The organism is Methylocaldum sp. GT1BB (assembly GCF_051027545.1).
Lineage (GTDB): Bacteria > Pseudomonadota > Gammaproteobacteria > Methylococcales > Methylococcaceae > Methylocaldum.
In genome coordinates this window covers 946462-969494 of sequence record NZ_CP194902.1, presented here as the reverse complement: position 1 = coordinate 969494, position 23033 = coordinate 946462, and the positions used below count along the sequence as shown (strand labels likewise).

The 23033-nt window shown below is 59.9% G+C and carries 22 protein-coding genes; 8 read left to right on the top strand and 14 right to left on the bottom strand.

All coding sequences use genetic code 11. The features are described 5' to 3' along the window. Positions 1-38: 38 nt before the first annotated feature. The 7 genes from ACR2TX_RS05540 to ACR2TX_RS05510 form a co-directional block, all read right to left on the bottom strand. Positions 39-1019, bottom strand: coding sequence for a vWA domain-containing protein (locus ACR2TX_RS05540; protein ID WP_347257750.1), 981 nt, complete (start codon positions 1017-1019; stop codon positions 39-41). Then, the gene (locus tag ACR2TX_RS05535) at positions 1016-1525 is read right to left on the bottom strand and encodes a DUF4381 domain-containing protein (protein WP_434110656.1); all 510 of its coding nucleotides are present in this window, start codon (positions 1523-1525) and stop codon (positions 1016-1018) included. Before ACR2TX_RS05535 ends, ACR2TX_RS05540 begins: the two co-directional genes overlap by 4 nt. 2 nt (positions 1526-1527) lie before the next feature. Further along, a complete protein-coding gene (locus ACR2TX_RS05530; protein ID WP_434110654.1) occupies positions 1528-2451 on the bottom strand; it encodes a DUF58 domain-containing protein in 924 nt (307 codons plus the stop codon). A 39-nt stretch (positions 2452-2490) separates the two neighbouring features. Further along, a complete protein-coding gene (hemW, locus tag ACR2TX_RS05525) occupies positions 2491-3639 on the bottom strand; it encodes a radical SAM family heme chaperone HemW (protein ID WP_434110652.1) in 1149 nt (382 codons plus the stop codon). Between the two features lie 90 nt (positions 3640-3729). Next, positions 3730-4065: a hypothetical protein gene (locus ACR2TX_RS05520; protein ID WP_077728171.1), complete on the bottom strand. Its 336-nt coding sequence runs from the start codon at positions 4063-4065 to the stop codon at positions 3730-3732. 91 nt (positions 4066-4156) lie between these two features. Further along, positions 4157-4681 (bottom strand): gluconokinase, encoded by a 525-nt coding sequence (locus ACR2TX_RS05515; RefSeq protein ID WP_434110650.1) that lies wholly within the window; start codon positions 4679-4681, stop codon positions 4157-4159. Positions 4682-4756: 75 nt separating this feature from the next. Next, a complete protein-coding gene (locus ACR2TX_RS05510; protein ID WP_077728169.1) occupies positions 4757-6100 on the bottom strand; it encodes a DUF2254 domain-containing protein in 1344 nt (447 codons plus the stop codon). Between the two features lie 279 nt (positions 6101-6379). On the opposite strand from ACR2TX_RS05510, the gene ACR2TX_RS05505 reads away from it, so the two are divergent. The 3 genes from ACR2TX_RS05505 (at position 6380) to ACR2TX_RS05495 (ending at position 11414) form a co-directional block, all read left to right on the top strand. Further along, the gene (locus ACR2TX_RS05505) at positions 6380-7117 is read left to right on the top strand and encodes a tetratricopeptide repeat protein (RefSeq protein WP_077728168.1); all 738 of its coding nucleotides are present in this window, start codon (positions 6380-6382) and stop codon (positions 7115-7117) included. 373 nt (positions 7118-7490) lie between these two features. Further along, positions 7491-10571 carry a DEAD/DEAH box helicase gene (locus tag ACR2TX_RS05500; RefSeq protein ID WP_347259009.1) on the top strand — a complete coding sequence of 1027 codons (3081 nt, stop codon included), beginning with the start codon at positions 7491-7493 and terminating at the stop codon, positions 10569-10571. A 3-nt stretch (positions 10572-10574) separates the two neighbouring features. Beyond that, on the top strand, positions 10575-11414 hold the full coding sequence (locus ACR2TX_RS05495) for an SWIM zinc finger family protein (protein ID WP_086134407.1): 840 nt from the start codon (positions 10575-10577) through the stop codon (positions 11412-11414). A gap of 846 nt (positions 11415-12260) precedes the next feature. Here the strand turns inward: ACR2TX_RS05495 and ACR2TX_RS05490 are convergent. The 3 genes from ACR2TX_RS05490 to ACR2TX_RS05480 are packed head-to-tail and all read right to left on the bottom strand — an operon-like array spanning position 12261 to position 15230. Further along, the gene (locus tag ACR2TX_RS05490) at positions 12261-13706 is read right to left on the bottom strand and encodes a DsbA family protein (RefSeq protein ID WP_434131486.1); all 1446 of its coding nucleotides are present in this window, start codon (positions 13704-13706) and stop codon (positions 12261-12263) included. Positions 13707-13715: 9 nt separating this feature from the next. Further along, positions 13716-14339 carry a hypothetical protein gene (locus ACR2TX_RS05485; RefSeq protein WP_434131484.1) on the bottom strand — a complete coding sequence of 208 codons (624 nt, stop codon included), beginning with the start codon at positions 14337-14339 and terminating at the stop codon, positions 13716-13718. Positions 14340-14345: 6 nt separating this feature from the next. Then, complete coding sequence (locus tag ACR2TX_RS05480; RefSeq protein ID WP_077728162.1) at positions 14346-15230, bottom strand: SGNH/GDSL hydrolase family protein; 885 nt, start codon at positions 15228-15230, stop codon at positions 14346-14348. A gap of 414 nt (positions 15231-15644) precedes the next feature. Between ACR2TX_RS05480 and ACR2TX_RS05475 the strand changes: the two genes are divergently transcribed. Next, the gene (locus ACR2TX_RS05475; protein WP_434110641.1) at positions 15645-16730 is read left to right on the top strand and encodes a trypsin-like serine protease; all 1086 of its coding nucleotides are present in this window, start codon (positions 15645-15647) and stop codon (positions 16728-16730) included. A gap of 30 nt (positions 16731-16760) precedes the next feature. Next, positions 16761-17099, top strand: a complete 339-nt coding sequence (locus ACR2TX_RS05470) for a hypothetical protein (RefSeq protein ID WP_143735037.1) — start codon at positions 16761-16763, stop codon at positions 17097-17099. A 135-nt stretch (positions 17100-17234) separates the two neighbouring features. Here ACR2TX_RS05470 and ACR2TX_RS05465 read toward each other — a convergent pair whose 3' ends face one another. From ACR2TX_RS05465 to ACR2TX_RS05455, 3 genes are all read right to left on the bottom strand, one after another. Further along, positions 17235-17744, bottom strand: coding sequence for a protein tyrosine phosphatase family protein (locus ACR2TX_RS05465; RefSeq protein ID WP_434131483.1), 510 nt, complete (start codon positions 17742-17744; stop codon positions 17235-17237). A gap of 9 nt (positions 17745-17753) precedes the next feature. Next, a complete protein-coding gene (locus ACR2TX_RS05460) occupies positions 17754-18419 on the bottom strand; it encodes an FMN-binding negative transcriptional regulator (protein WP_077728158.1) in 666 nt (221 codons plus the stop codon). Positions 18420-18491: 72 nt separating this feature from the next. Continuing rightward, positions 18492-19088 (bottom strand): PIN domain-containing protein, encoded by a 597-nt coding sequence (locus tag ACR2TX_RS05455; RefSeq protein ID WP_077728157.1) that lies wholly within the window; start codon positions 19086-19088, stop codon positions 18492-18494. A 234-nt stretch (positions 19089-19322) separates the two neighbouring features. On the opposite strand from ACR2TX_RS05455, the gene ACR2TX_RS05450 reads away from it, so the two are divergent. Beyond that, complete coding sequence (locus ACR2TX_RS05450) at positions 19323-19865, top strand: hypothetical protein (protein ID WP_077728156.1); 543 nt, start codon at positions 19323-19325, stop codon at positions 19863-19865. A gap of 402 nt (positions 19866-20267) precedes the next feature. After that, positions 20268-21227, top strand: a complete 960-nt coding sequence (locus tag ACR2TX_RS05445; protein WP_077728155.1) for a radical SAM protein — start codon at positions 20268-20270, stop codon at positions 21225-21227. Between the two features lie 91 nt (positions 21228-21318). Here the strand turns inward: ACR2TX_RS05445 and ACR2TX_RS05440 are convergent, their stop codons facing one another. Continuing rightward, positions 21319-21771: a Kazal-type serine protease inhibitor family protein gene (locus ACR2TX_RS05440; RefSeq protein ID WP_086133210.1), complete on the bottom strand. Its 453-nt coding sequence runs from the start codon at positions 21769-21771 to the stop codon at positions 21319-21321. Positions 21772-22547: 776 nt separating this feature from the next. Here ACR2TX_RS05440 and ACR2TX_RS05435 point away from each other — a divergent pair. Next, the gene (locus tag ACR2TX_RS05435) at positions 22548-22946 is read left to right on the top strand and encodes a hypothetical protein (RefSeq protein WP_077728153.1); all 399 of its coding nucleotides are present in this window, start codon (positions 22548-22550) and stop codon (positions 22944-22946) included. Positions 22947-23033 lie beyond the last annotated feature (87 nt).

Here is a 23033-nt window from a genome sequence, read left to right as displayed (position 1 = left end):
GATTCAGCGTCGCAGCCCATCATCTCCGGCCCAAGCAGTCATTCCCGCAATTTGCTTACCCCCAGCACAGCCGCCAATAGCAGCGCGGCGGCCAGGGGCCAGTGATAGAGCTCGGTCCTCGGCCGGTAAAAATGCTTTGTCCGTTCCACCGGCTCCAGTTCGTCCAACAGTGCGTAAATATTCTCCAATTCGTTGGTATCCCGCGCCCGGAAGTAGCGACCGCCGGTTTTTTCGGCGATGGCGTTCATGGTTTCCTCATCGAGGTCCTGAGACGGATTGACGCGCCGTGTGCCGAAAAGATCGTTGACGATCATCTGATCGGCCCCGACGCCTATGGTATAGATTTTTAGCTTCTCGCGCGCCGCGACTTCGGCCGCTTGCAGGGGGGAAACCGCGCCGGCGGTGTTGGCCCCGTCGCTGAGCAGTATCAGAACCCGCTGTTCGGCGGGATTGTCCCTAAGGCGCTTGGCGGCGAGGCCGATGGCGTCGCCGATGGCGGTCTTGTCGCCGGCGAGTCCGATGACCGCTTCGTCCAGCAGGATGTGCACCGTGGTGCGGTCGAAGGTCAACGGGGCTTGCAGGTAGGCCTGCTCGCCGAACAGGATCAGCCCGATGCGGTCGCCCACGCGCCGTTCGATGAACTGGCCGGCCACCCATTGGGTTGCGGTGAGGCGATCCACTGCCCGGCCATGGAGGAAGAAGTCCTCGATTTCCATACTGCCGGAAAGATCGACCGCCAGCATCAGATCGCGGCCGCTGACCGCCTGCTCGATAGGCTCGCCGAGCCACTGCGGGCGGGCCGCGGCGCTGACCAGCAACACCCAGCCGGCGACGGCGATCCAAATGGCATGCGGCTTGGTTTTCGTTACGCCCTGGCTTGACGGAAGGCTATCGAATTCCTCGAGAAACGGCGTCCGCAGCGCCGCGCCGCCCGGCTCCGGCGCGGCGGGCAGCCAGCGGCGCATCAGCCAGGGCAAGGGCAAAACCAGAAAGACCCAGATCCAGGCGAATTCGATCATGGTTCGGCGGCGGCCTGCTGAGGCGCGGAATTTTTCCGGGGCGGCACGACGGTTCGAGGCAGGGCCTTAAGCCAGTCGCGGCAAAGCGCGATCAGGCGATCCATATCCGCATCGCCCACCGGGCGGTACGGCGCATCCAGCAACGCCCGGCCGACACCCCGAGAAAAGCGGGGCGTTCCGAGCGGTCGGTCCAGCCATTCGAGCCAGTCCTCGCCGGTCAGCCCCGCCACATCTTCTCGAGGGTAGGCGCTCAAACCGGCCCGGCGCAGCAGGATGGACAGTCTTCTCAATTTTTCGGTCATGCCCAGCGTCGAATCCTTTTGCAGCGCGTCCAGCTCCCGCAAGGCGAGCTTCGCCACCGTGACCTGCCGCCAGCGGCGAATAAGCCATATCGCAGTCGCGATCAGCAAAACCGCCGCGACCGATACGATCCACCAGCCGATCGCGGGCGGCCACCAGCTTATCGGGTCCGGCAGATGAATATCGCGTAGCGGCAAGGTTTCCATGATCAGGCGTGGAAAAGCGACGGGCGGCTGCTCTGCTGCAAGACGAAAAAAGGCTCGTCCGTGGTGCGGCAGGCAACGAAGCGTATGCCGTGCCGGCGGGCCAGCTCGCGCAGCCGTTCCTCGCGGACCCGGAACGAATGTTCATAGACGTCGGCGGTCCGCGCATCGGCATTCAGCAAAACATCGCGGCGGCCGTTGCTGAACCGGTGAGGTCCCAGAGGCAGGCGTTGCTCCAACGGATCGAAGATGAACACCAGCACCAGATCGCAGTGGCGGGACAACCGGCTCAGGCTCGCCTCGCCGGCGGCGGTCAGATGCCGGAAATCGCTGAACACGAACACCAGGCTGCCCGGTCGCGCGTGGCGCGGCAGACGAATCAGTGCGTCTTGCAAGGCAGTCTCCGGCGTGCCGTCGCTTCGGGGGGACGCTTGGTCGACCAGCATTTTGAGGAGTCTCAACACCGCACGGTGGCCGTGCTCAGGTTTGAGCTCGATGCTTTCCGCCTCGGAGAAAATCTGTCCGCCGACGCGATCGCCATGCCTTCGGGCGCTCCAGGCGATGAGCGCCGAGAGCCTGGCCGCCATCGCCGATTTGAACATGCCACGGGTTGCGAAGAACATCGCCGATCGGTAGTCCACCGTCAGAAAAACCGGCCTTTCGCGCTCTTCGCGGAAAAGCTTGGTATGCGGCTTGCCGGTGCGCGCCGTGACGCGCCAGTCCAGGTTGCGGACATCGTCGCCCTGGGCGTAGAGCCGCGTTTCGTCGAACTCCATGCCGCGCCCCTTGAAAGCCGAGAGATACTGCCCGCTCTGCAAGGCGCGTACGGTCGGCCGGGCCAGCGTCAATCCCGCCGCGGGCTGGCTGAGCCGGATCAAATCCTCGAGCGTCGGCCGGACCAGCGAGTTGTCGGGCTTCGTCGTCGCCACCGAGCTTCCGGATGATGGGGTGGGCATGGAGGTAAAGGGTTAATTCAGAAAACGCTGCAACACATTATCCAGGAAATTCCAGCCGGTGTCGGTGCAGCGAATGGCACCGTCGCGCCGTTCGACTAATTCGGCGGCGATGCAGTCGGAAAGTTCCGGTTCCAGGGCAGCCAAGGGTAACCCGGTGTATTTGCCGAACGCCGCTTCGGCGAAACCTTCCCGGAGGCGGAGGTGATTCATCAGAAATTCGAACGGCAGGTCTTCCCTCGGGACCGCGGCCCGCCCGCCCTGCCGATCCGGTCGGCCGGCGAACTCGAGATAATGCTGCGGGTGTTTGATCTTCCAGGTCCGCATTATGGATTGCTCCGCCGCGTTCGTAATCTTGCCGTGAGCGCCCGCGCCGATGCCCAAGTAATCTCCGAAACGCCAATAATTGAGATTGTGCCGGCAGCGGTACCCTTCCCGAGCATAGGCGGATACCTCGTACTGGCGATAGCCATGATCCGCCAAAAGCGCCTGACAGCTTTGCTGCATGGCCCAGATGCGATCGTCCTCCGGCAGGCGTGGCGGGTACTTGTGGAACACGGTGTTGGGTTCCAGGGTGAGCTGATAGAACGAGATATGGGTCGGGTTCAGGCCCACCGCGGTTCGAATGTCCGTCAGCGCCTCGTCCACGGTTTGGTTCGGCAGCCCGAACATCAGGTCCAGATTGAAGTTCTCGAATCCCGCTGAGTGCGCGATTTCGGCGGCGAGCCGCGCCTCTCGGCTATCGTGGATGCGGCCCAGTTTTTTCAGATGCGTGTCATGAAAGCTCTGGATGCCGATCGACAAGCGGTTCACCCCGGCCTCGCGAAAACCCTGGAATTTGGCGATCTCCGCAGTGCCGGGGTTGGCTTCCATGGTGACCTCGGCATCAGCCGCTATGTCGAGCCGTAACCGAATCCCCTCCAAAAGAGCGCGGATCGCGGCCGGACTAAAAAGGCTGGGGGTGCCGCCGCCGATGAATATCGTTTCCACCCGTCGCCCTGCGACGGAAGGCGCTTGTTGTTCGAGATCGCCGAGCAGCGCCTTTACGTATTCGTGTTCGGGCAGCGCGGTGTCTGCCGCGTGCGAATTGAAGTCGCAATAAGGGCATTTTCTTACGCACCAAGGCACGTGGATGTAAAGGCTGAGCGGGGGTGTCGAAAGCATGGTTTGGGGGTATTTTAACCCGAGATCCGAAGAATAAATGGGCGGGAGGCTGCGTCGGCACCCCGGAATTCGCTGTGCCGACTGCCCGGATCAAGTCCGCAGTGCGTAATAGGCAAGCAGTCCGTAGCAAGTGGCGGCGGTTCCGCCGTGCAGCAGAATCAAGGCCCTAGGCTGAATGCCTTTGGCCCGTTGAAACGAAATGTACAGTCCGGCGGCGATAATGACCAGCGCCAGGCCGATAATCACGTAGAGCCGGGTATCGCCTTTCAGGGCGACCATGATCACCAGAGTCGATCCCAGCAACGCCAAGCCGCCGTGTATCAGGGCGTACAACCGGGAACTGCCCCTTCCCTTGAAGGCGTCGATTCCCATGCCCGCCCCCATGAACGCCACCAAAGTAAAAACCGCAACCGACAACATCAGCATGATCTTCTCCTTGACAACCGGATGTTGGACAAGGTTTCGATTGTAGGGAGGGGACGATTGAACGGCAAGTCGCGCCGGCCGTTCAAATTACTTATTCCGCGGAAAGCCCCGTGAGTCGGTCTTCGAGACGGCGGACGATGGTCTCCACGATCGCTTCCGGCGTTTGCCGAATATCGATCGTGATGGCGTCGGAGGGTTCCTCGAGTGCCGCGAACTGGCTGGGAAGAAGGTCTAGCGGCATGAAGTGCTCCTGCCGGCGCGCGAGTCGTTCGCGGATGAGTTCGAAAGAACCTTTCAGATACACGAAGACCACTTCGCGGTGTCCTCGCGCGAGGCGCTCCCGGTAGGAATGCCGCAGCGCGGAGCAGGCGATGACGGCGGAACGCCCAGTCGCTATGGACGTTTCTATCAGCTCGGCGAGCCGGTCGAGCCAGGGTTCCCGGTCGGCATCCGTCAAAGGCTGGCCTCGCGCCATTTTCTCGATGTTTTGCACGGGATGGAAATCGTCCCCGTCGAAGAACGGCCAACGCAGGCGCTCGGCGAGCCGCTGGCCGATGGTCGATTTTCCGGAGCCCGAGACTCCGAGGAGTACGACGATGGCGATTGGACAGTCCATTATTAAGCTTGACGAAGCACGATGGCCATCGACGGCTCGACGAAACCAGCGGTAAAGGAGTCCACCGTTCTTGCCTCAGTTCGCCTGCGAACCGGAGTCCGGAAGCGTTTGCAGCACTTTCCCATAGCGTTCTTCCAGATCGGCGCGGTCGCTGGCGTCCGGCAGATTGGTCAGCGTGTCCTTATAGATCAAGCGCGCGTGCCGTGCCAGAGCGTTACGATAAGGCTCGGGTAGTTCGGCCTCGGCCAGAACGGCGATCATGTCCAGGAGGCGAATCGCCACGGCCTCGTTCTTCCTGGCGTGCTGGCGCAACTGATTGAACGCTGCATCGAGGATGCCTTCGTAGGTGTAAGGATCGGTCACAACGCAGATGCGCCCGTCTGCACCGCGGCAGAGCGGGGAAGTCAGCTTCCGGCCGGCGAGAAACGACAGCGCCGCTCCCAGCCAATCGATACAGTTGACGGCGGTGAAGGGATCGTTGATGCCGGGCGAAAGAGCGCGGACCGCCACTTCCACCAACTGGTCGACGGCAAACTCGGCATCCTGGATCAACGTGCGCTGAGGTCCTAAAAGAAAGCATTCTCCGATCTCTTCGACGATCGCCTCCGTTACCGCTTCGCGCGGCGAAGCCAAAGCCAGCACATGGCCTTCGATGATGAACTGGCCCGGCCGTTTGAGCAGATGCACGAGCAGATTGTGCCGCTCGGCAATGTCCCGAATCCGCTCCAGTTCGATGGCGTCCAGGTAGCCGTTGCCGGGCGCCGGAATGCCGGAGGCGTGCTCCGCAAAATCGGTCGGCAGTTGCCGCTCCTCGTCCGCGGGATTATTCCGCCCGCCGGGATCGGAAGCTTCCGGAAACAAGTTGCCGAAAGTCTCGATCAAGCGTGCGCCGACATTCTCGACGATGTTCGGCGCCTGTATGAATGTGGCGACCCGGTGGATGAAATAGATCAGCAGCCCGAAACTGAGCACCCCGAGCACCAGAGCGACGCTGACCGAAAGATGGGGAATTTCCGCCCCGTCATCGGTCGAACGGACTCGGGTCAGCACCAGAATGGCGTAGATGAAGGTCGCGATGAACCCGCCGAAAACGATCTGCGTACCCCCTTGCCGCATGAAGTTCGGCAGCAGGCGCGGGCCGAATTGCGACGAGGCGTTGGAGAGCACCAGCATGGCGATGGAAAACACCACCCCCGCCACCGTGATCGCCGAGGACGCCAACGTGGACAAAATCGCTTGAGCCCCCGGTGCGTCCATCACGTAAAGATCGGAGAGAAACGGCAGATATCGCTCGCGGGCCTCCTGATCGACCAGAAACAGCAAGACCGCCAGGATCGCGGCCGTAACCGACATCAAGGCGGGGACGAACCAGTAGCTCGAGCGGAGCGTCTCCCAGAGCTGGACCAGGCGAAGTTTCATGGTTGTTTGGACCGCGCGGGAGCGCCCGCGATTCCGTAACGGTCTGGCAAGCGCTTCATCGGATGCATCGATACGTCCCGGTTTCGTTGTATCCCATACATGGTACGATCAGACTTTTGTCCTTGTCTTCATCGCAAGGAGCTCGATAAGCGCCGGATCGACCGCCAATAAACGATCCTTCCGAAGATCGCGCGAACCAAGCGCGCCGTTTCCTGTCCATCGAGTGGACTTGCTCGCCGGGTCCAATTCCTTGCTGAACAACAATAAACGAGACATCTGATGGAAATTGCCGGAATCTTCATGTTGCTCATCCAGATCGGATTCGCCGTTCACGCGATCCGCCACGGCCATCCGATTTTCTGGGTATTTCTAATTATCTTCCTGCCCTTGCTCGGCTGCATTCTTTATTCGGTGATGGTGCTGCTGCCCGAAGTGATCCAAAGCCGCACCGCCCGGCAGGGTTCCAAGGCCCTGCTGAGAACGCTCGATCCACAAAAGGAGCTCCGAAAACGCCGCGAAGCATTGGAGGTCTCGGACACCATAGGCAACCGGAGCGCACTGGCACACGAATATCTCAGGCATGGCATGCTCGACGAAGCCATCGAACTTTACGAGAGCTCCCTCACCGGGATGTACCGCACCGATCCCGACCTCTTGCTTGGCCTGGCCAAGGCGCTGGTGGAAGCGAACAATTTCGGACGGGCGCGGGAAACGCTCGAAATGCTGTTCGGGGCTAATCCGGAATTCGAAAACCAGGAGGCGCATCTGCTTTACGCCCGCTCGCTCGAAGCGCTCGGCGAACTGGATCGGGCCTTGGACGAATACCGGGCACTGGCTAAATATTCCGCAGGCGCCGAAGCCAAATGCCGCCATGCCCTGCTGCTGAAACGCATGGGAAAAACATCGGAGGCGCGGGCGCTGTTCGAGGACATCCTCAAGGACGCAAAGATCGCATCCAGGCACAGCCACCGGTTGAACAAGGAGTGGGTGGATATCGCGAAGCGGGAGGTGGCGTAGGTCAATCCGGTTCGAGGGCTCGAACGATGCGTTTCGTGCCTCAGGTCATAGGATGCGCTTCCTTCGTCAGCACATCCTACGCAAGGTGGTTTGAATTGCCACCGCCGCTTCGTTTCCCTCACCGACCTGAGGCCTAAAGCCTCCGATTCGATCGTCACGCTTCCTCGCGTACCGGCAATACTGACGGCAACCGACACCTTGCCATCGACCGATTGCTCCGATGAATAAGCGTTGCGCTCGATCGGACATGATGGTTTATTGTTAGGCCGGGCTGATGCGGGTTGACCGCGGATGTAACAAATAATTAACAGATCGGCGCAAACCCGCTCCGGCTGGGTACAATAGCCGATTTTCGGCTTGCAACATACGCGACATGAAAGTCCTGCACTGCACATGGATTCCCGAGTGTACCGACGAGTTCGTCCAGCCGGGCGATTTTTGGCTTTGGATAGAGCATGACGGCGAACCCGCCGACGTCTCTGGAGCCGCGAACCGTCATCCTCGGCACCTCACCAAAGCGGAGCTGGTGGCTTTTCTCGAAGGCGAACTCGGGCTGGACGTTTCACCTTATGAACGCCGGTTTCATTTCGCGCCGCAGACGGTCCTTTTGCCGACGGTCGACGGTCGGCCGCTGCCGGGCCTAGAGTTGGAAAGCGGAGTGGACGAAGAGCCCATCGAAGCGGCTTTGACGGGCTGGGAAGTGGACGGCTATCGCCTGGCCCACCCTTTCAAGCAGCTCGGCGAGTTGCGTTTTCTGTCGGCTTACCGGACCTCGCAGACCAAGGCGGGCATCGATCTGCTGTTTTGGCATTACTTCACGCAGTCGCTGAAGTCGGTGATCGTGAAGGATCGCTATATCCCGGCGCTGCTCTATCGAACCATGCCGCCCGAAGGCTATGAAATCTACGCCGGCTGGGAAATCGTTTCCGACAGTTATGAACGCCTGATTCGGGAGGCCGTCGAGCGGATGCCTCCGGTTTGTGCGTCGGCCGGCGGTTTTTTTTACGAGAGCGCCAGTCTGCTCAAGCATTGCGCCGATGTCCTGGTACATCGCACTATCGTCCAGGCGGCGTCTGCCACCAAGTTGGGCCGCAAGATCGAGGGCACGCTGTTGAATGCCTGCCGCAACGGCGCGCCGGCCGGGCATCCGTGGAAAACCGACGAGGGTATCGAGCTCTACCGGCAATGGCTCGGCTGGCGGCGCAATCTGCTCGGGCGCCGAGAGGAAGCGGACCTGGAGTTGGTGTTCCGCTTGCAGGAAGCAGCCTCCGAGGACGATGCCTGGCGATTGGAAATTCTCCTCTCGCCGCGCCGCGATCCCGCCCTGCGCCTGCCTTTGGCCGAATACTGGGGGCTGCGCGCCGAGGAGAAACAGGCTTTCGCCAAGCCGGTCGGTCCGGAGTTCGAGAAAAACCTGCTGCTCGGCTTGGGCCAGGCGGCTCGCATCTATCCGAAATTGTGGGAAGGCTTGGACGAAGAGCGCCCCACCGGGGTCGATCTGGCTTTGGAAGAGGCCTTCGCGTTTCTCCAAGAGGATGCCTGGGTATTGGAAGATGCCGGGTTTACCGTCATGGTGCCCACCTGGTGGACTCCGCAAGGGCGGCGACGTACCAGAATCCGCCTTTACGCCAGCCGCCGCAGCCCCTCGGATGCGGGTACTCGGCGCGATTTGGGCTTGCAGAACCTGATCGCATACCGTTACGAGCTGGCACTGGGAGCGGAGACCATCGACGAGGCCGAATGGGAACGCCTGGTCGAAAGCAAGACGCCGCTGGTTCGCTACCGCGGTCAGTGGCTGACGCTGGATCGGGAAAAGATGCGCACGATGCTGGAGTTCTGGCGCAAGCACCGGAGCGAGGACGGCGGCATGAGCCTGCCGGAACTGATGCGGAAGACGGCGGAGGATTCGGATCTTTTCGAGATCGATCCCCAGGGAACGTTGCTGGAAATGCTGGGGAAGCTCCGCGATCACAGCCAGCTGCAGCCGGTGGACGATCCGCCGGGCCTGGTCGCGCGGCTTCGGGATTACCAGCGGCGCGGGCTCGCCTGGCTCTGTTATCTCGAAAGCCTGGGGCTGAACGGATGCCTGGCGGACGACATGGGCCTCGGGAAAACCGTGCAGGTAATCGCGCGCTTGGTTCACGAGCGGGTCGAGACGAATCAGCATGCCCCGACCTTGCTGGTCGTGCCCACGTCGGTGATCGGCAACTGGAAGAAAGAGCTCGAGCGTTTCGCGCCCGGCCTGCGCGCCATCGTCCATCACGGCGGCGGACGTTTTCGGGATGTCGGACGTTTTCGGGAGATCTGCGCGGAGCACGATGCGGTTATCACGTCCTATGCCTTAGTGCGACGGGACGAGAAACTGTTTTCCCAGATCCGATGGGCGCGGATCGTGCTCGATGAGGCCCAGAATATCAAGAACCCCTTGTCCGCCCAGACCAAGGCGGTTTTGAGGCTCAATGCGGAGCATCGCCTGGCCTTGACCGGAACCCCGGTGGAGAATCGGCTGCTCGACCTGTGGTCGATCTTCAATTTTCTGAATCCCGGTTATTTGGGCAAGCAGACCCAGTTCCGCCAGCGTTACGAGCTTCCGATCCAGCGCGATAACGATCCGGCTCAGACCGAGACCCTGAAACAGCTGATCGAGCCGTTCGTCCTGCGCCGCGTCAAAACCGATCCCAATATCATCAAGGACCTGCCCGACAAGGTCGAAAACAAGCAGTTCTGTCATCTCTGCAAAGAGCAGGCCTCGCTCTACGAGGCCGTGGTGCGGGACGTGGAGCAGCGCCTGACGATGGCCGAAGGTATCGGTCGGCAGGGCTTGATGCTGTCGGCACTGATGAGGCTCAAGCAGGTGTGCAACCATCCCGCCCAATTTTTGCGCGACGGCAGCGAGTTCACGCCCGAGCGTTCTCCGAAACTCGATCGGTTGCACGACATGTTGACCGACGTGATCGCCGAGACCGAAAGCGCTCTGGTGTTCACCCAGTTCGCCGAAGTCGGCGAGAGCCTGTACAAATATTTGCGCGATGCCTTGGGCTGCCCGGTATTTTACCTGCACGGCGGAACGCCGCCGGCAAAGCGCGAGCGGATGATTTCCGAATTTCAGGATCCGGATACCGAGCCCGGCGTGTTCATATTGTCCTTGAAGGCGGGCGGGGTGGGCATCACGCTAACCAAGGCCAACCACGTTTTTCACTTCGATCGCTGGTGGAATCCGGCGGTCGAGGACCAAGCCACCGACCGCGCCTTTCGAATCGGGCAGTGCAAGAATGTTTTCGTCCACAAATTCATCACCATAGGGACGCTGGAGGAGCGTATCGATCGTATGATCGAAGACAAGAAACAGGTGGCTTCGCTGATCGTCGGAAATGATGAATCCTGGCTGACGCGACTCGACAACGAGGCCTTCAAGGAACTGATCGCCCTGAATCGTCAAGCCGTTATGGAGTAGCCCATGAGCAAGATCGGCAAGACCTGGTGGGGCCAGCGGTTCATCGAAGCGATGGAAACATTCACCGACCCGAAGCGGCTGATGCGTGGGCGCCAGTATCTCAGCACCCACCGCATTCTCGGATGGCGGGTGGAGCAGAACAAAGTCCTGGCGCGGGTGCGGGGACGGATGAGCCCCTACCTCGGATTTTACGAGGAGCCCATCTATGAGATTCACATCGAGTTCCTGTCCCTGCCGGCGTCCGCCTGGGATAACGCCATCCGGCTCATCGGGAGTCGTGCGGGATTTCTGGCCCGCTTGCTTCTCAACGAAATGCCGGACGAGATCGAAAAGCCGTTCGAGAATCTGGAAATCGATCTCCTGCCGCGGAGCCGCAAAGACATCAAGACGCGCTGTTCATGTCCCGATCCGGAAAATCCGTGCAAACACATTGCCGCTTTGTATTACCTGCTCGCCTCGCGGCTGGATCACGATCCCTTTCTATTGTTCGAACTCCGGGGACTTCCCCGCGCCGAACTGGCCCGGCGACTTCAGAGCACGCCCTTGGGGGCGGCGCTAGCTACCGCCTTGACGGAGAACGGGGGCGAATTGTACCCGGCGGAGTCCTACTTCAGTCGTCCCTTGCCCAGCACCGTGCCGGACACAGTCGTTCCCAGGGACTACTGGCGCGGCGCGAAAAAACTGCCCTCCGGCGTGGAACCGCCGGAACCCGCTCCGGTTTCGGGCATTCTGGTCAAAAAAGGCGGCGATTTCCCGCCGTTCTGGCCCAAGGACGTGTCCTTCGTCGACGTGATGGAGGCCTTTTACGAGCAGGTCAGGAAAAAGGCGAAGGATTGGATGTGAACGAAGCGACCGGCAATCGGGAAAATCCATCGATGTTGTCGGCCGTCCACGCAAGTTCCTCATATGCTTCTTCGTCAGCCGGGGCATTCAAGTCGCCGGCGAAATCATGGAAGCCTGATCCCATTTGCCAAGCGGGCTAGCGGCAGTTTGACCCGAAGCGTTTGCTAGAGCGTTCTCATCTCGCTCGTACGGCAAAACAGGCCTGCTGGAGTCGTTGGCGCCTTCGGCCAGGGTAGCTCGACTCAAGCTTTCGTAGGTCGGCAATCCTTTCCCAATCGCAAACGGTCGCTTTAGTCGCGACCCTTCCGACGAAGACGCTCGGCGGGGACGTGTCGTCGGGAAAGGATTCCCGACCTACGCGCGAGTGCCCGTACAGTAGGTATGAAAATGCTCTAGCTCCCAAGCCTCGTCCGGAATCGATTTCGCTTGCCAATGCATGATCCTAGAAACAGCAGTTGACCGCTTCGATGCACCAGAAAAACCCGATGAATCCTGAACGTCCCGCCCTGCATCAATCTCACCTTTTGGGTGAAGCCGCTACGCACCCGATTGCACGGCGGGCGGGCCACCTGGCGGCGTTGCTCCTTCTTGCGGGGGACGGCCCCATAGCGGCGTCGCGCCCCTTCGACCGAGCTCAGGACAGGCCCTTCGACGGGGCTCAGGACAGGCTTGCCAGCCGACCCGCCCGCCGCACACTCCGGCACGTCCAACTGCCGTTTCTAGGATGATGCGATTCCAACATGGTCGATCCAGCTCAAATGCTCGCACGCGTTCTCTACGATCGACAGGCCCGCCGCCGCGGCTTGGTCCCGAACGGAGAGCCATAAGCCGGCCGGTCTTTCAGAATCAGTGTGGATTCGCTCCCTGCCTAACCGGATGCCGCGCATCCCGCGATATTCTCCGATGGAGTACTTCAGCCAGGCTTTCGGCCGACTGCATGCCCGAGAGGGGGATGCCTTGGACGATAAAGGAAGGCGCTTCCTCGAAACCGAATTCGAGCGCCTCCGCGGTGTCCCTGGCGATGGCCTCGCCGATCTCCTCGGAGGAAAGGCACTGTACCAAGGCGGCGGGATCGATACCCAGCCCGCGAGCGAGTACCGGGAGGGTTTCGTCTTTGTACCAGGCTTCTCCGAAAGGCGGCGGATCCCGCGTCAAAAGCTCCTTGCGCATGCGCTGGAAGGCGCCCAGCCGGCTGGCGCAGCGCGACAAGCGGGCCGCCTCGCTCGCCACGGGATCGTACACCGGAATGAAATCGCGGAAGGTGACGCGCACTTTTCGGTCGGCGGCCAGAAGCCGATCGATCTCCCGATGGTTAGCCCGGCATGGCGTGCAGCGGTAGTTGATGTAGACGACGAGACGCAGTCCTTCCCGTGCGCCCAAGGCGGGGGCATTCGCCTCGATCATGGGTAGACGGGGTGGGGAGGGCTCCTCAAGCAGGATCTCGATGCGCGCCGAAGCCCGCAGCCTCTCGACCAACGCGGTGCGACGGGCATGGGCTTTACGGAAAGCCAGGTATTGTCGGGCACGTTCGGGGTCCGATACCGGCCGGCCCGCCGCGCTTTCCGACTGGATGAATGTATTCAACTCCTCGTCGCCGACGGCCGCGTCCTGTGTCGCTTTTGTCAAAAGATTCTCGGTGGTAATGCCGCGTCGCCGGGCCTCCTCGCTCAGCAGCCGATTTTCGATGGCCGTCTCGACATTGCGCCGGCGCTCGAGATGGATCTCCTTCCTCAGCCGATAGAGGCGAAGCGCTGCGGCTTGCTCGAGTTTCCCGGCCGGGATGGGGACACCATCCACCAGCGCCACGGTTCGCTTAGCGGGCAGCGGCTGTTCGAGGTCCCGCGCTTCCGGGATCAGGATTTTAATGGCATGGCCTTTCCGGAGATCGCGGCGCGTCTCGGCGCTTCTGGCTTCGAGCGCTTTCTGCTCCAGATAGTGCCGGATCGCGGGCCGCGCAGCACTCGGATGGCGCCTGGTCTCGGTGGGCGCGAAAGGCCCCTCGAAATCTTCCGCCCGTGACGAACGAAAGTCGCGGATCGCTTCATCCGTGACCGGCTTGGACGAAGGGGATTTCATCGCCGCCGAGGACGTCCGAAGGTGCCGGTCGATCAGCCGATCAAGCGTCCGGGCAGCCTGGTCGACCAAGGCTTGGTGCAATCGGACGATCTTCGGGCGCGAAGGCGCGTCGATCTCGGATAACAAAAGCGTCTGTCCGTTTATTCTGGCCGCCGCCTCGTCGCCAAGAGCGGCCGGGCTTCCGACCAAGAAGAGCATCAGGAGGATGATCCACATTGGGCGATGTTATCGACGCGATCCGCCAGGCTCCGCCGGATGGACTTCCTCGACGGGATTGCCGTCGAGTCCCCGCAGGAAGTCCGAGAAGCCGATGCCGAGCTCTTCGCGAAAAAGGCGATCCGATTCCACCAGCACCAGCGTGCGCGCCAGGTGATCGCGCAGGGAATCGGGATTTTGGGGATCGAGAAATTCCGAGCGCAATCCGACCGAGGCATCGCGCAGCCGTCGTAGAGCCTCGAGCAGCCGCGCCGTCCGATCGGGGCTGAGCCTTTGGCCGAGGCGCTGCTCCACTTCGCGCTCGAGCGCGCCGCTAACCAGGGCGTCCCATTGCTCGTGGCGCACGGGATCAAACTCGACATCGGGATCGGGAGGCGGCGGAGGGATTGTTGGCGAAGAAATCGGACCAGGGGTTGTGACGGGAATGGATGTGGAGGAGGCTGTCGAGTGCCGCGCGGCGGAAGATTCCAGCTGAGTCCGCAGCACCGCGAGTTCCTGTTCCGCCTTCCGGGCGCGCGCCTGCCATTGGTCGACATCTTCGCCGACCGGAACCGGCGGCGAATGAGTAGACAGAAGTACCGCGATCGCGCCCACCACTCCCGCGCCTGATAAGAATGCGGCGACCCGGCTCATAACGGCTTAGTCAAGTTCCTGATGTTCCCTGAACGGACCGCTATTCCAGGTCTCCCTCGATAGAGCCTTTTGTCCTTCCCAGGAACTATGGAAACAGTCGAGGTTTGAGAGTTCGCTCTGCGTGAACGGATAGGTGAAGCTCACATCGGTAAACGAGATGAACTTGTCCTGATGCTGTGCGGCCTTGTTCTCGGTGATTTCCCGGAGCATCTGGTTGTACGCCATGATCCGGGACAGCGCAAAAGCACGGTCCGAATCGGTCGCATCGGGCGAAAGCACCGAGCCGCAACTGCCCGACGTCGCCCAAACCTCCGGGCAATCGACCAGCCCCAGCGATTGTTTGACTCGGCCCTGGTTATAGACCTCGACGATATTGGGGATTGCCACTACCTGCACGGTAGCGCCCGCAGCCAAATTCGCGAGCAGGGTATCCATGCCGCCCTCGAATCGCGTTCTGAACTGCTCGTCGGTGGGAAGATCGGCGATCGAGTCCTTGCACACATCGTTCGAACCCAGCAGCACCGTGGCATAGGTTACGTTCTTGCCGGCCGTGCCGGACGCTTGAGCGGCCAGATTGCCCATCGTCGCACCGTTTTCGGCCGCCGTCTGATTGCTGCGATCGCTGTCTCCGAAATTGGCATCGATGCGCTGGTTATGCGACTCGACATCCGGCAAACCGAAGAGATCCTCCCAAAAGCCGTGATAACCGTTGACCCAGCTCAGGTGCGGATTGTCCAGGGGAGTGTTGGCATTGAAACCCCGCGTCATGGAATCGCCCGTCGAAAAGAGCCGTTTCGGCTCGCTTTGGCCCGGTTCCAGGGCGAGTAACGAGCGCGCCATGAGGAGTGTCGCCAATATTGTCCCTAATGTGACCAGGCTATGAATTTTCATAGCGATCTCCTATCCGATGAGGTTTCCTATTAACCCGGCCTATAAATATAGGCCGGGTTAATCCGGGGCAGGGTTTCCTTAGCGCGGCGACAAGCGAGTGAGCTAAGGCCTAAGCGTGTACCGGCCTGGGCGGCGACCCGAAATACCTGGAGGGTATTTACGGGCCTGATTAATAACTGACTAAAGGCAGGCGAGGAAGTTCATAAACGGCTCGGTCTGGCGCGACATCCGGTTTCTTCGCCGTCCCGGCTCGTTTCAAAGTCGGTCCAGTAAAGCTACTGCCCGGCCAAATTACTTATCCAATCGGAAGGATCTTTTCGTCGGGCACGGAAGATACGAACTTTGGAGGCGGGGCGCTATCGAATGCAATAAATAGCAGGTGCCGCGTGTCGTAGCAGACAGCAGGGAAAAGGCATGGCAAGCAATCAACAGACAAGTGACCCGTTCCTTTGTTGCGGCGATACCTTGAACCGCTCCTACGCACATTGGCGCGGGACGAAGAAAGTCGGAAGGTTTGCTTTCCGAGGCATTGCTTGGCGCGTTGGTTTACCAGCACTGCTGTCGCTCGGTGCGACACTCGGTTGCAACGATGTCCAAGCGCAGGAATGCGAAGATACCCCGGAAGGTCGCATCTGCCGAGTACGACAGCCGATTGGTGCGGGAACGGAGGTTGATCTCGAGACCCAGCGCCAACTGGGGCTCGTGGCGATTAATAACGGCTGCTCGGGCACCCTGCTTAACCAGTATTGGGTATTGACCGCGCGCCACTGTGTCACTCAGGACGGCCTGATTTCCGGCGCCCTTGTGCCGCCCGACCAGGTGCGCATCACTGCCGACTGGGCACCCGACCGCGTCGGCATCGCTTCGCGCATTCATGATTTCACTATTAACGCGGCTCCAGGTTCGGTGCCTAGTCGCGACATTGTCCTCGTCTACCTAGGGGCCGCCGATCTCGGCCCGGTGGACAGCCAGCGGATCCACGTCGTCGCACGTGACCAAGGTGGCGGATCGGTCGTGCTCAGCGGCCGACTGACTACCTCCGATACGGTCACCCAATATGGCCAGGGCTTTTCGACTTTCGCGACCGGCGTATTCGGCACGCCCACCGCACAGCCATCCGATGGCCAAGGTACCTATCGCAGCGCGCCCTTCATGCCTTCGTCTATCACAGATACTGGTTATGAGCTTGTCATGAACAGCGCGAACCAGGTGGGTCACGGCGGTGACAGCGGAGGTCCGACTGTGGTCACCGTCAACGGATTCGGCGTCGGCATCGCGGGGGTCCAGTCCACCTGCACACCGAGAGGATACATTCCCAACACGCCTGCCACCTCGCAAAATTGGTTTTGGGCGACGGGTGCCAGCGCGTGCCAATACGTGTCGACCGAGCCCTTCGTCAGCGAGATCAGCAACGCCGTCAAAGAGACGGCGGAGTGCGCGCTCGGCCCCGCCTGCGCCATTACACCCATCGTTCGCGGCGCCATGCGGACGGCCGACTGACACCATCCACCCACCTCAACGGAGGACTACATGCGCCCTATAGCCATAATGCTCGCCGCGGTCGCCGCCGGATTATCCGCGCCAGCCGTCGGTCAGCCAGTTCATCAGCCCGGATCGATCACCATGGTACGCACCGGCTGGAACGCCGATAGCTTCGCCGTCGTAACCGCCGAGCCGATCGTCAACCCCGCCGGTTGCCCCACTCCGGACGGCTACATCTCGGATAAATCGTTTCCCGGCTATGAGACGTTTTATTCCGCCGCGCTTACTGCGTTCGTTGCCCGCCGCCGCGTGATAATGGTCGTGGACGAGGCTCAATGCTTCAACGACCGGCCGAAGATCGTCGGTATCAATATTACTTCGGAGTAGCGCTGCGAACGCCATCTTCCGGGACCTTGACTGCACCGCGTGAGTCGCATCGCAAAGAATGCCAAGGAGCGGTGGGGCGAGGCGCACGCGTGCGTAGGGGTCGGGCTTCGATAGAGCAAAGTAGGTGCCGCTTCGTCAATCTTTCCGAGGTCTATCTTCGTCCGCCGTATTCTCCCGATTATTGGTCGGCACCAAACTATCAGCTGCCGGGCGAGAGGCATCGAGGAACCTCGCCCAAATTTCGTTCGGTTCCCATACGCGTCCGATATGCGCCCGGGCCTGATCCCGAGACCAGCCCAGCCGCGCTTGGCCATACAGCGCGATGAAGCAGGAGACCCGATAGTTGCGGGCGCAATGGACAAACACTTTCCGGCCTTCCGATTTGTCCATAAGCTCGAGGAACTGCCGGAAGTCTTTCCACTCGGGCACCTGAAAATCGACCGGAATGTGGTGATACGTCATGCCCAGTGATCGGACGAGACCGGCCTCGTCCGCCAGGCAGTAGCGCGGGTCCAGCAACCCGAGATTGATGACGGTCTCGAAGCCTGCCTGCGCCAGCAGCCGAAGTTGCTCTTCCGTCGGCTGACCCCCGGTTGCCAGTTCGTCGGAAAGAGCGACATAGTTTTTGATCTCATCGATTGCCATTGATGATACCTACGTGTCTTCCATTTTGGCGGCAGACGAGTGTTTGTCGAACTCCTCGACCAAGGCAGCCATCTCCTGGGCATCATGGTTTCCATATTCCCTGAGTCCCCGGATCACGCCCGCCCGATTAGGCTCAGGCTGATTCTGGCTTACCTTCCATTTTCCCACGAGTCTGGTGATGACGATCTCGACGCCGACGATCGCTTCGATCAGACGGTCGGTGAATTCGCGAGGAGCGTCCGATACGGACCACGGTTCGCTGAACGAGGCTTCATGCCGGTCGGTGAGCGCTTCGAGCTGGCTCCGCAGCCAGACCGGGTCATCGATAATGCGAAGCGGACCGTAGGCATGCACGGCCACGTAGTTCCAGGTCGGAACCACCTTGCCATGCTCCCGTTTCGTGGCATACCAGGATGGGGTGACGTAGCTGTCGGGGCCGTGGAATATCGCCAACGTCTCGACATCCGAAACCAAGTCGCGCCATATCGGGTTCGAGCGCGCGACATGGCCGCGTAAGGTGCCGAATCGGCTCTGCTCTTCGGAGAGATGTAAAGGAATGTGATTCGCGTCGATTCCGCCGGACGACAATGTGACAAGCGTGGCGAGCGGATGAGTGCGAATCAGTTCGTGCAGGACCTCGACTCGCGATTCTTCGAAATGTGGTGGAACGTACATGGCCTTGTTCGTTGATGTGCAATGGACGGCAAAACGCGCCGTTTCCTAATCGGTCCACGCCAATGAACCGTTCTAGGCCGGAAGCGCATAAGAAATCCTGGTGTTGTTGACCGTGACCAGGCCTTGCTTTTGCAACTCCTGGAGCAGGGACGCCAGTTCTTGTTCAGAGAGTTGCTTCTGAAAAAGGGAGTTGATCGTACTCGATAATGTCTGGGCGGTTCTCGGCTTTGAAGCACCGCGCCGCTTAAGATCGCTGATGATGAGGTCGAGTTTCTCGGTCGCGGGCATCGGATTGACTGCCTTTATGATCGGTATGTCGGTGACGTCCCGCGATCGGCACACCAAGATCTTCTTGCTCTTGAGATGCTGAATCAGCGGATCGAAGCCTGTGTCCTTAGAGACGATGTGAAAATACGCGTCTGGCTCGGACACCGCAAGCCGGCCGATGTAATAAGCAATGTGGAAATCCAGCGCATTCGAGCCGTTGCTGGCGATCTTGACGTACTCCGCTCGATCTCCCATGCGCTGGAGCGTGGCAGCGATCTCGAACGCAAGCTTCGACTGATTGGCTCCGACGAACACGATAACCTTGAAATGCTCCTTGTCGAGAACGGAGATCGCCTCCGGTTGCACATTCTCGTAGTCTATGAGTACGTAATTCGTCTTCACGTGGCGGCTTCCCCCCGAATTTCCAGATGGCTTCATGTCGGCCTTCCCGCGTCTCGTTATGGGGTGCCGGCAAGCTCCATGACTAAAGCGTAGATGAAAACGCCGGAACGTCGGTTCGGCTCCGTGCCTGCGGGAACTTTTCCGGAATAAATCGACCCTGAGCAATAAGCGCTGCCGAGTTGCGCTGCATAGGCAGGATATTCGAAATCCAAGCCACATACTTGGGGAGGCGGTATGCACGACTGGAATGTCGTCGTTTCGGTGTTCGAGCATGGGTTCAGGCGTGCCCGCGATCTGCTCGAAACGCTCGGTCCTGTCCACAAAACCGATTATTTCAATGTGCTGGTGATGAAGGTCGACGATACGGCAGGATTTCTCAGGACCTTAAAGGAGTGGTCCGACAGAGACCCCGAAATCTTCACGCAGTGCATTTCCCGCGCGATTCCCCTCACGGCTCTGTTCGGTTTTCAGACCCCGCCGGAGTTCGAGGCAAAAGCGCGCGAGGCCACCGCCCGCTGGCTGCGAGATCTAGCTGGCGCTCGATTCCATGTGCGCATGCACCGCCGCGGATTCGCCGGGCGCCTGTCCAGCCAGAACGAGGAGCGTTTTCTCGACGAATTCCTGCTGACCAAGCTGGATGAAGCCGGAATGCCGGCCTCGATCGACTTCCAAGATCCCGATGCCATACTGGCCGTCGAAACGGTCGGACAGCGAGGCGGGCTTTCGCTGTGGACGCGCGAGCAATTGCGGACTTATCCGTTTCTGGGTTTGGACTGAGCAAGACCTGCCGTTGGCCGTCAACATTTTTGCCTGCCTCGTGATACGAAGCCGCTCGATGCGTGTCAAAGGCGGGTAATGGGGCGATGTGCCGATCGGCTTGGCGGATCGGGAAGCCCTGAGTGCGGTAGGTCGCCAATCCCTTCCCAATCGCAAACGGTCGCTTTAGTCGCGACCCTTCCGACAAAGCTCCTCGCCGACCCAATGTGTCGGCAAAGGATTGCCGACCTACGAATTTCCCGATTCTTACCGCTAAACTACGGTGAAAAACGCTTTAGCCAGCAAATTTTTTCCCGCCTCGTGATGCGAAACAGCCGGATGCCTGTCAATGGCCAATGGTGTTATCTGCTGATCGATTTTGTGATCGAGAAGCCCTGAAGATTATTTTTAAGTCGCATAGCCATGAATCCAGCGGAAAACCTCCCGGAAGGCTTTCAAGCCGGTTATCTCACACTGCTCGAAAGCGGCGAATTGGAGCAACGGGTCCGCATCGCCCGTCAGCATCTTAAATCCTGCGATCTCTGCGCGCGCTATTGCCGGGTAGATCGGCTGCGTACGACCCAAGGCGCGGTGTGCCGGACCGGAGAGCGTGCCGTCGTCTACAGCTACGGTCCTCATTACGGGGAAGAAGACGTCCTGCGCGGCTGGAACGGCTCGGGAACGATTTTCTTCAGTTGGTGCAATTTGCGCTGCGAATTCTGCCAGAACTGGGAAATCAGCCAAAAAGGCGAGGGCCGCGAAGTGGAGCCGGACGAACTGGCGGCAATGATGCTGGACTTGCAGGCCCGAGGCTGCCACAACATCAATTTTGTCACCCCCAGCCATGTGGTGGCGCAGATTCTCGAAGCGACGCTGATTGCCGCCCGGCGGGGACTCACGCTGCGCCTGGTCTACAACACCGCCGGCTACGACAGTCCCGAAGCTCTCGCTCTGCTGGACGGCATCATCGACATCTATATGCCGGACATGAAATACGGCGATTCCGTCATCGCCCACCGATATTCGCATGTGCGGAATTATTGGGAGGTCAACCGGGCGGCGGTCAAGGAAATGTACCGACAGGTGGGCAACCTTCGGTTGGCCGAGAATGGCTTGGCTTACAGGGGGTTGTTGGTTCGACACCTGATTCTGCCGGCCGGCTTGGCCGGAACGGAAAAGGTTCTGAAATTTATCGCCCGCGAGATTTCCACGGAGACTTATGTCAATCTGATGGGACAGTACTATCCCGGCTATCGGGCCAGCGACCTGCCGGAGCTATCCCGCCGCATTGCCGCGACGGAATACAGAGAAGTGCTGGATATCGCCCGGCGTCTAGGCCTGACGCGGCAGGACCGACCGTCACCCGTGAACCGTTTGCTCTGAGCGTCATGTTACTGATCCAGCTTCCGCGCATGCGGAAGCAACATCCGGTGCAATGGCCGGCAGCCATTGCACCCGAATGTCGGCATTTCCTCTATTTGGCTTTACATATACCTGGACAATCCGCGCCGCCCTGGGTGGGATCGCAGTCGTCACTCGGATCATCGACACAGACTTGATCATCGGGGCACTTGGTTCCCGCGATCCCGCCACAGGCTACGGGTTCAGTTTTCGGGCACTCGCCCTGATGGTCGATGGAAACTCCAGCGGCAGCTGCCTCACAGGCATTGCCATAAGTTTTGCCGTCGCAACCGCAGACGGGATCGAATTCCTTGGTGCAAGCGGTTGGTTTGGTTTTGCAGACCCCTTGTGCATCTGCAACTTTGCACTGGCCGACGCCAAGATCACAGTATTGTCCCTCCGGACAAGACAACCCGCGGATAGTACCGCATACGGTTTCGGGTGGTTTGGGCGGAGTCTCGCGATCGCAACCAGCAAGCAAAGCAAGTAAAGAAAAATAAACCAGCAGTGTGACAAGCCTTTTCATACTCTAATCTCCATGATGTTCAACATCGTTCGATGTTGTCGTAAGGCATGTGAATAGCGCGGTTTTGCGGCGCCGGATTCCCTGAATTTCCATCGAGTCCTCCTTGCACACCCTCGATGAGGGCCGGCTAAGTATATGTACGCTATGGAAAAGGCGTAAAGCTCTGGATGTGCAAGGCATATGGTTGGTCGCCGGTCTATCGGCTCCAGACTGAGAGAATGTCTTAGAACCACCCGAGATCGGAGCATCGTAGATTAGGCAGGAGTCGCATTATACGGTGCTCCCAACAGGCCTGACCGGGATGGAAAGGATTCTGGTATTCACGGGATGCGAGAATTTCGATGAGACTCAATTCGAGATTTTTCCCTCTGCTTCGATACGAAATCGGTGACTAGACAGTTACACTGGCACTGGCAAGCAGCGGGTCCGCCTCGATCCGAATATCGTGATAGCCAAGCAGACGGATATTAGCCGTACAGCCAAAATCTCAGCTGAATGCGGCGCAAATCTCTTCTTCGGATGTTCGAAACACCGCGTCGGCATTAGCTCCAAACCACAGTATCGGCTTTAAGGTCGCGATAGAGACATGCGGGCTCGGCATTTCCTTTCGAGTAGCTGTCGAGGAAATCCGTGACTGCGGCCGGTGTCAAAGCCTATACGCTCCACGCATCGGTGTCGGGATTCTTTTGTACAGCCATGGCGCATCACTGGATTTTTTCGGCCTTCCATAAGGACTATACTGTACAAGTTTTTACCATCCGTACTATTGTCGAACTGTGACAACGCTCGCTTCCCGTACGATCCTGCTAGTTCTCTTGACGCTGATGCAAGTCATCGCGCCGTGGGTTCATGCGCACACCGGGGGCGAAACGGGCGGCTTTCTGCATGTTCCGGGGCTGGAATTCCTCTCGAAAAGCGGAGAGACATCGGTTCAAGCCGATGCGCCGCCGCTCGATCAGGACGTCATTATCAGCGTTCAGGCCGGATTCTGGGGCGAGGCCGGCAAAGCCAAGTTTTCGCCGATCGCCGATGATCAGCCTTGCCTTCCCTCCATCGCCGCGTCGATTCGGCGATCACAACTAATCGCGACCCCATCTCTTGTCGAGGAATCACCCTCGCCGGATTCGTGTTTCTACCGCAATACCGCCCCGCGCGCCCCACCGTTAAACGCTTGACCAAATTCGCCTTTTAAAGGACTTTCGCTCTCTGTTCCCGGCTTTATCGGGGGCCTGCCCTGTGTGGGCGGGTGGCCTTTAACGAAA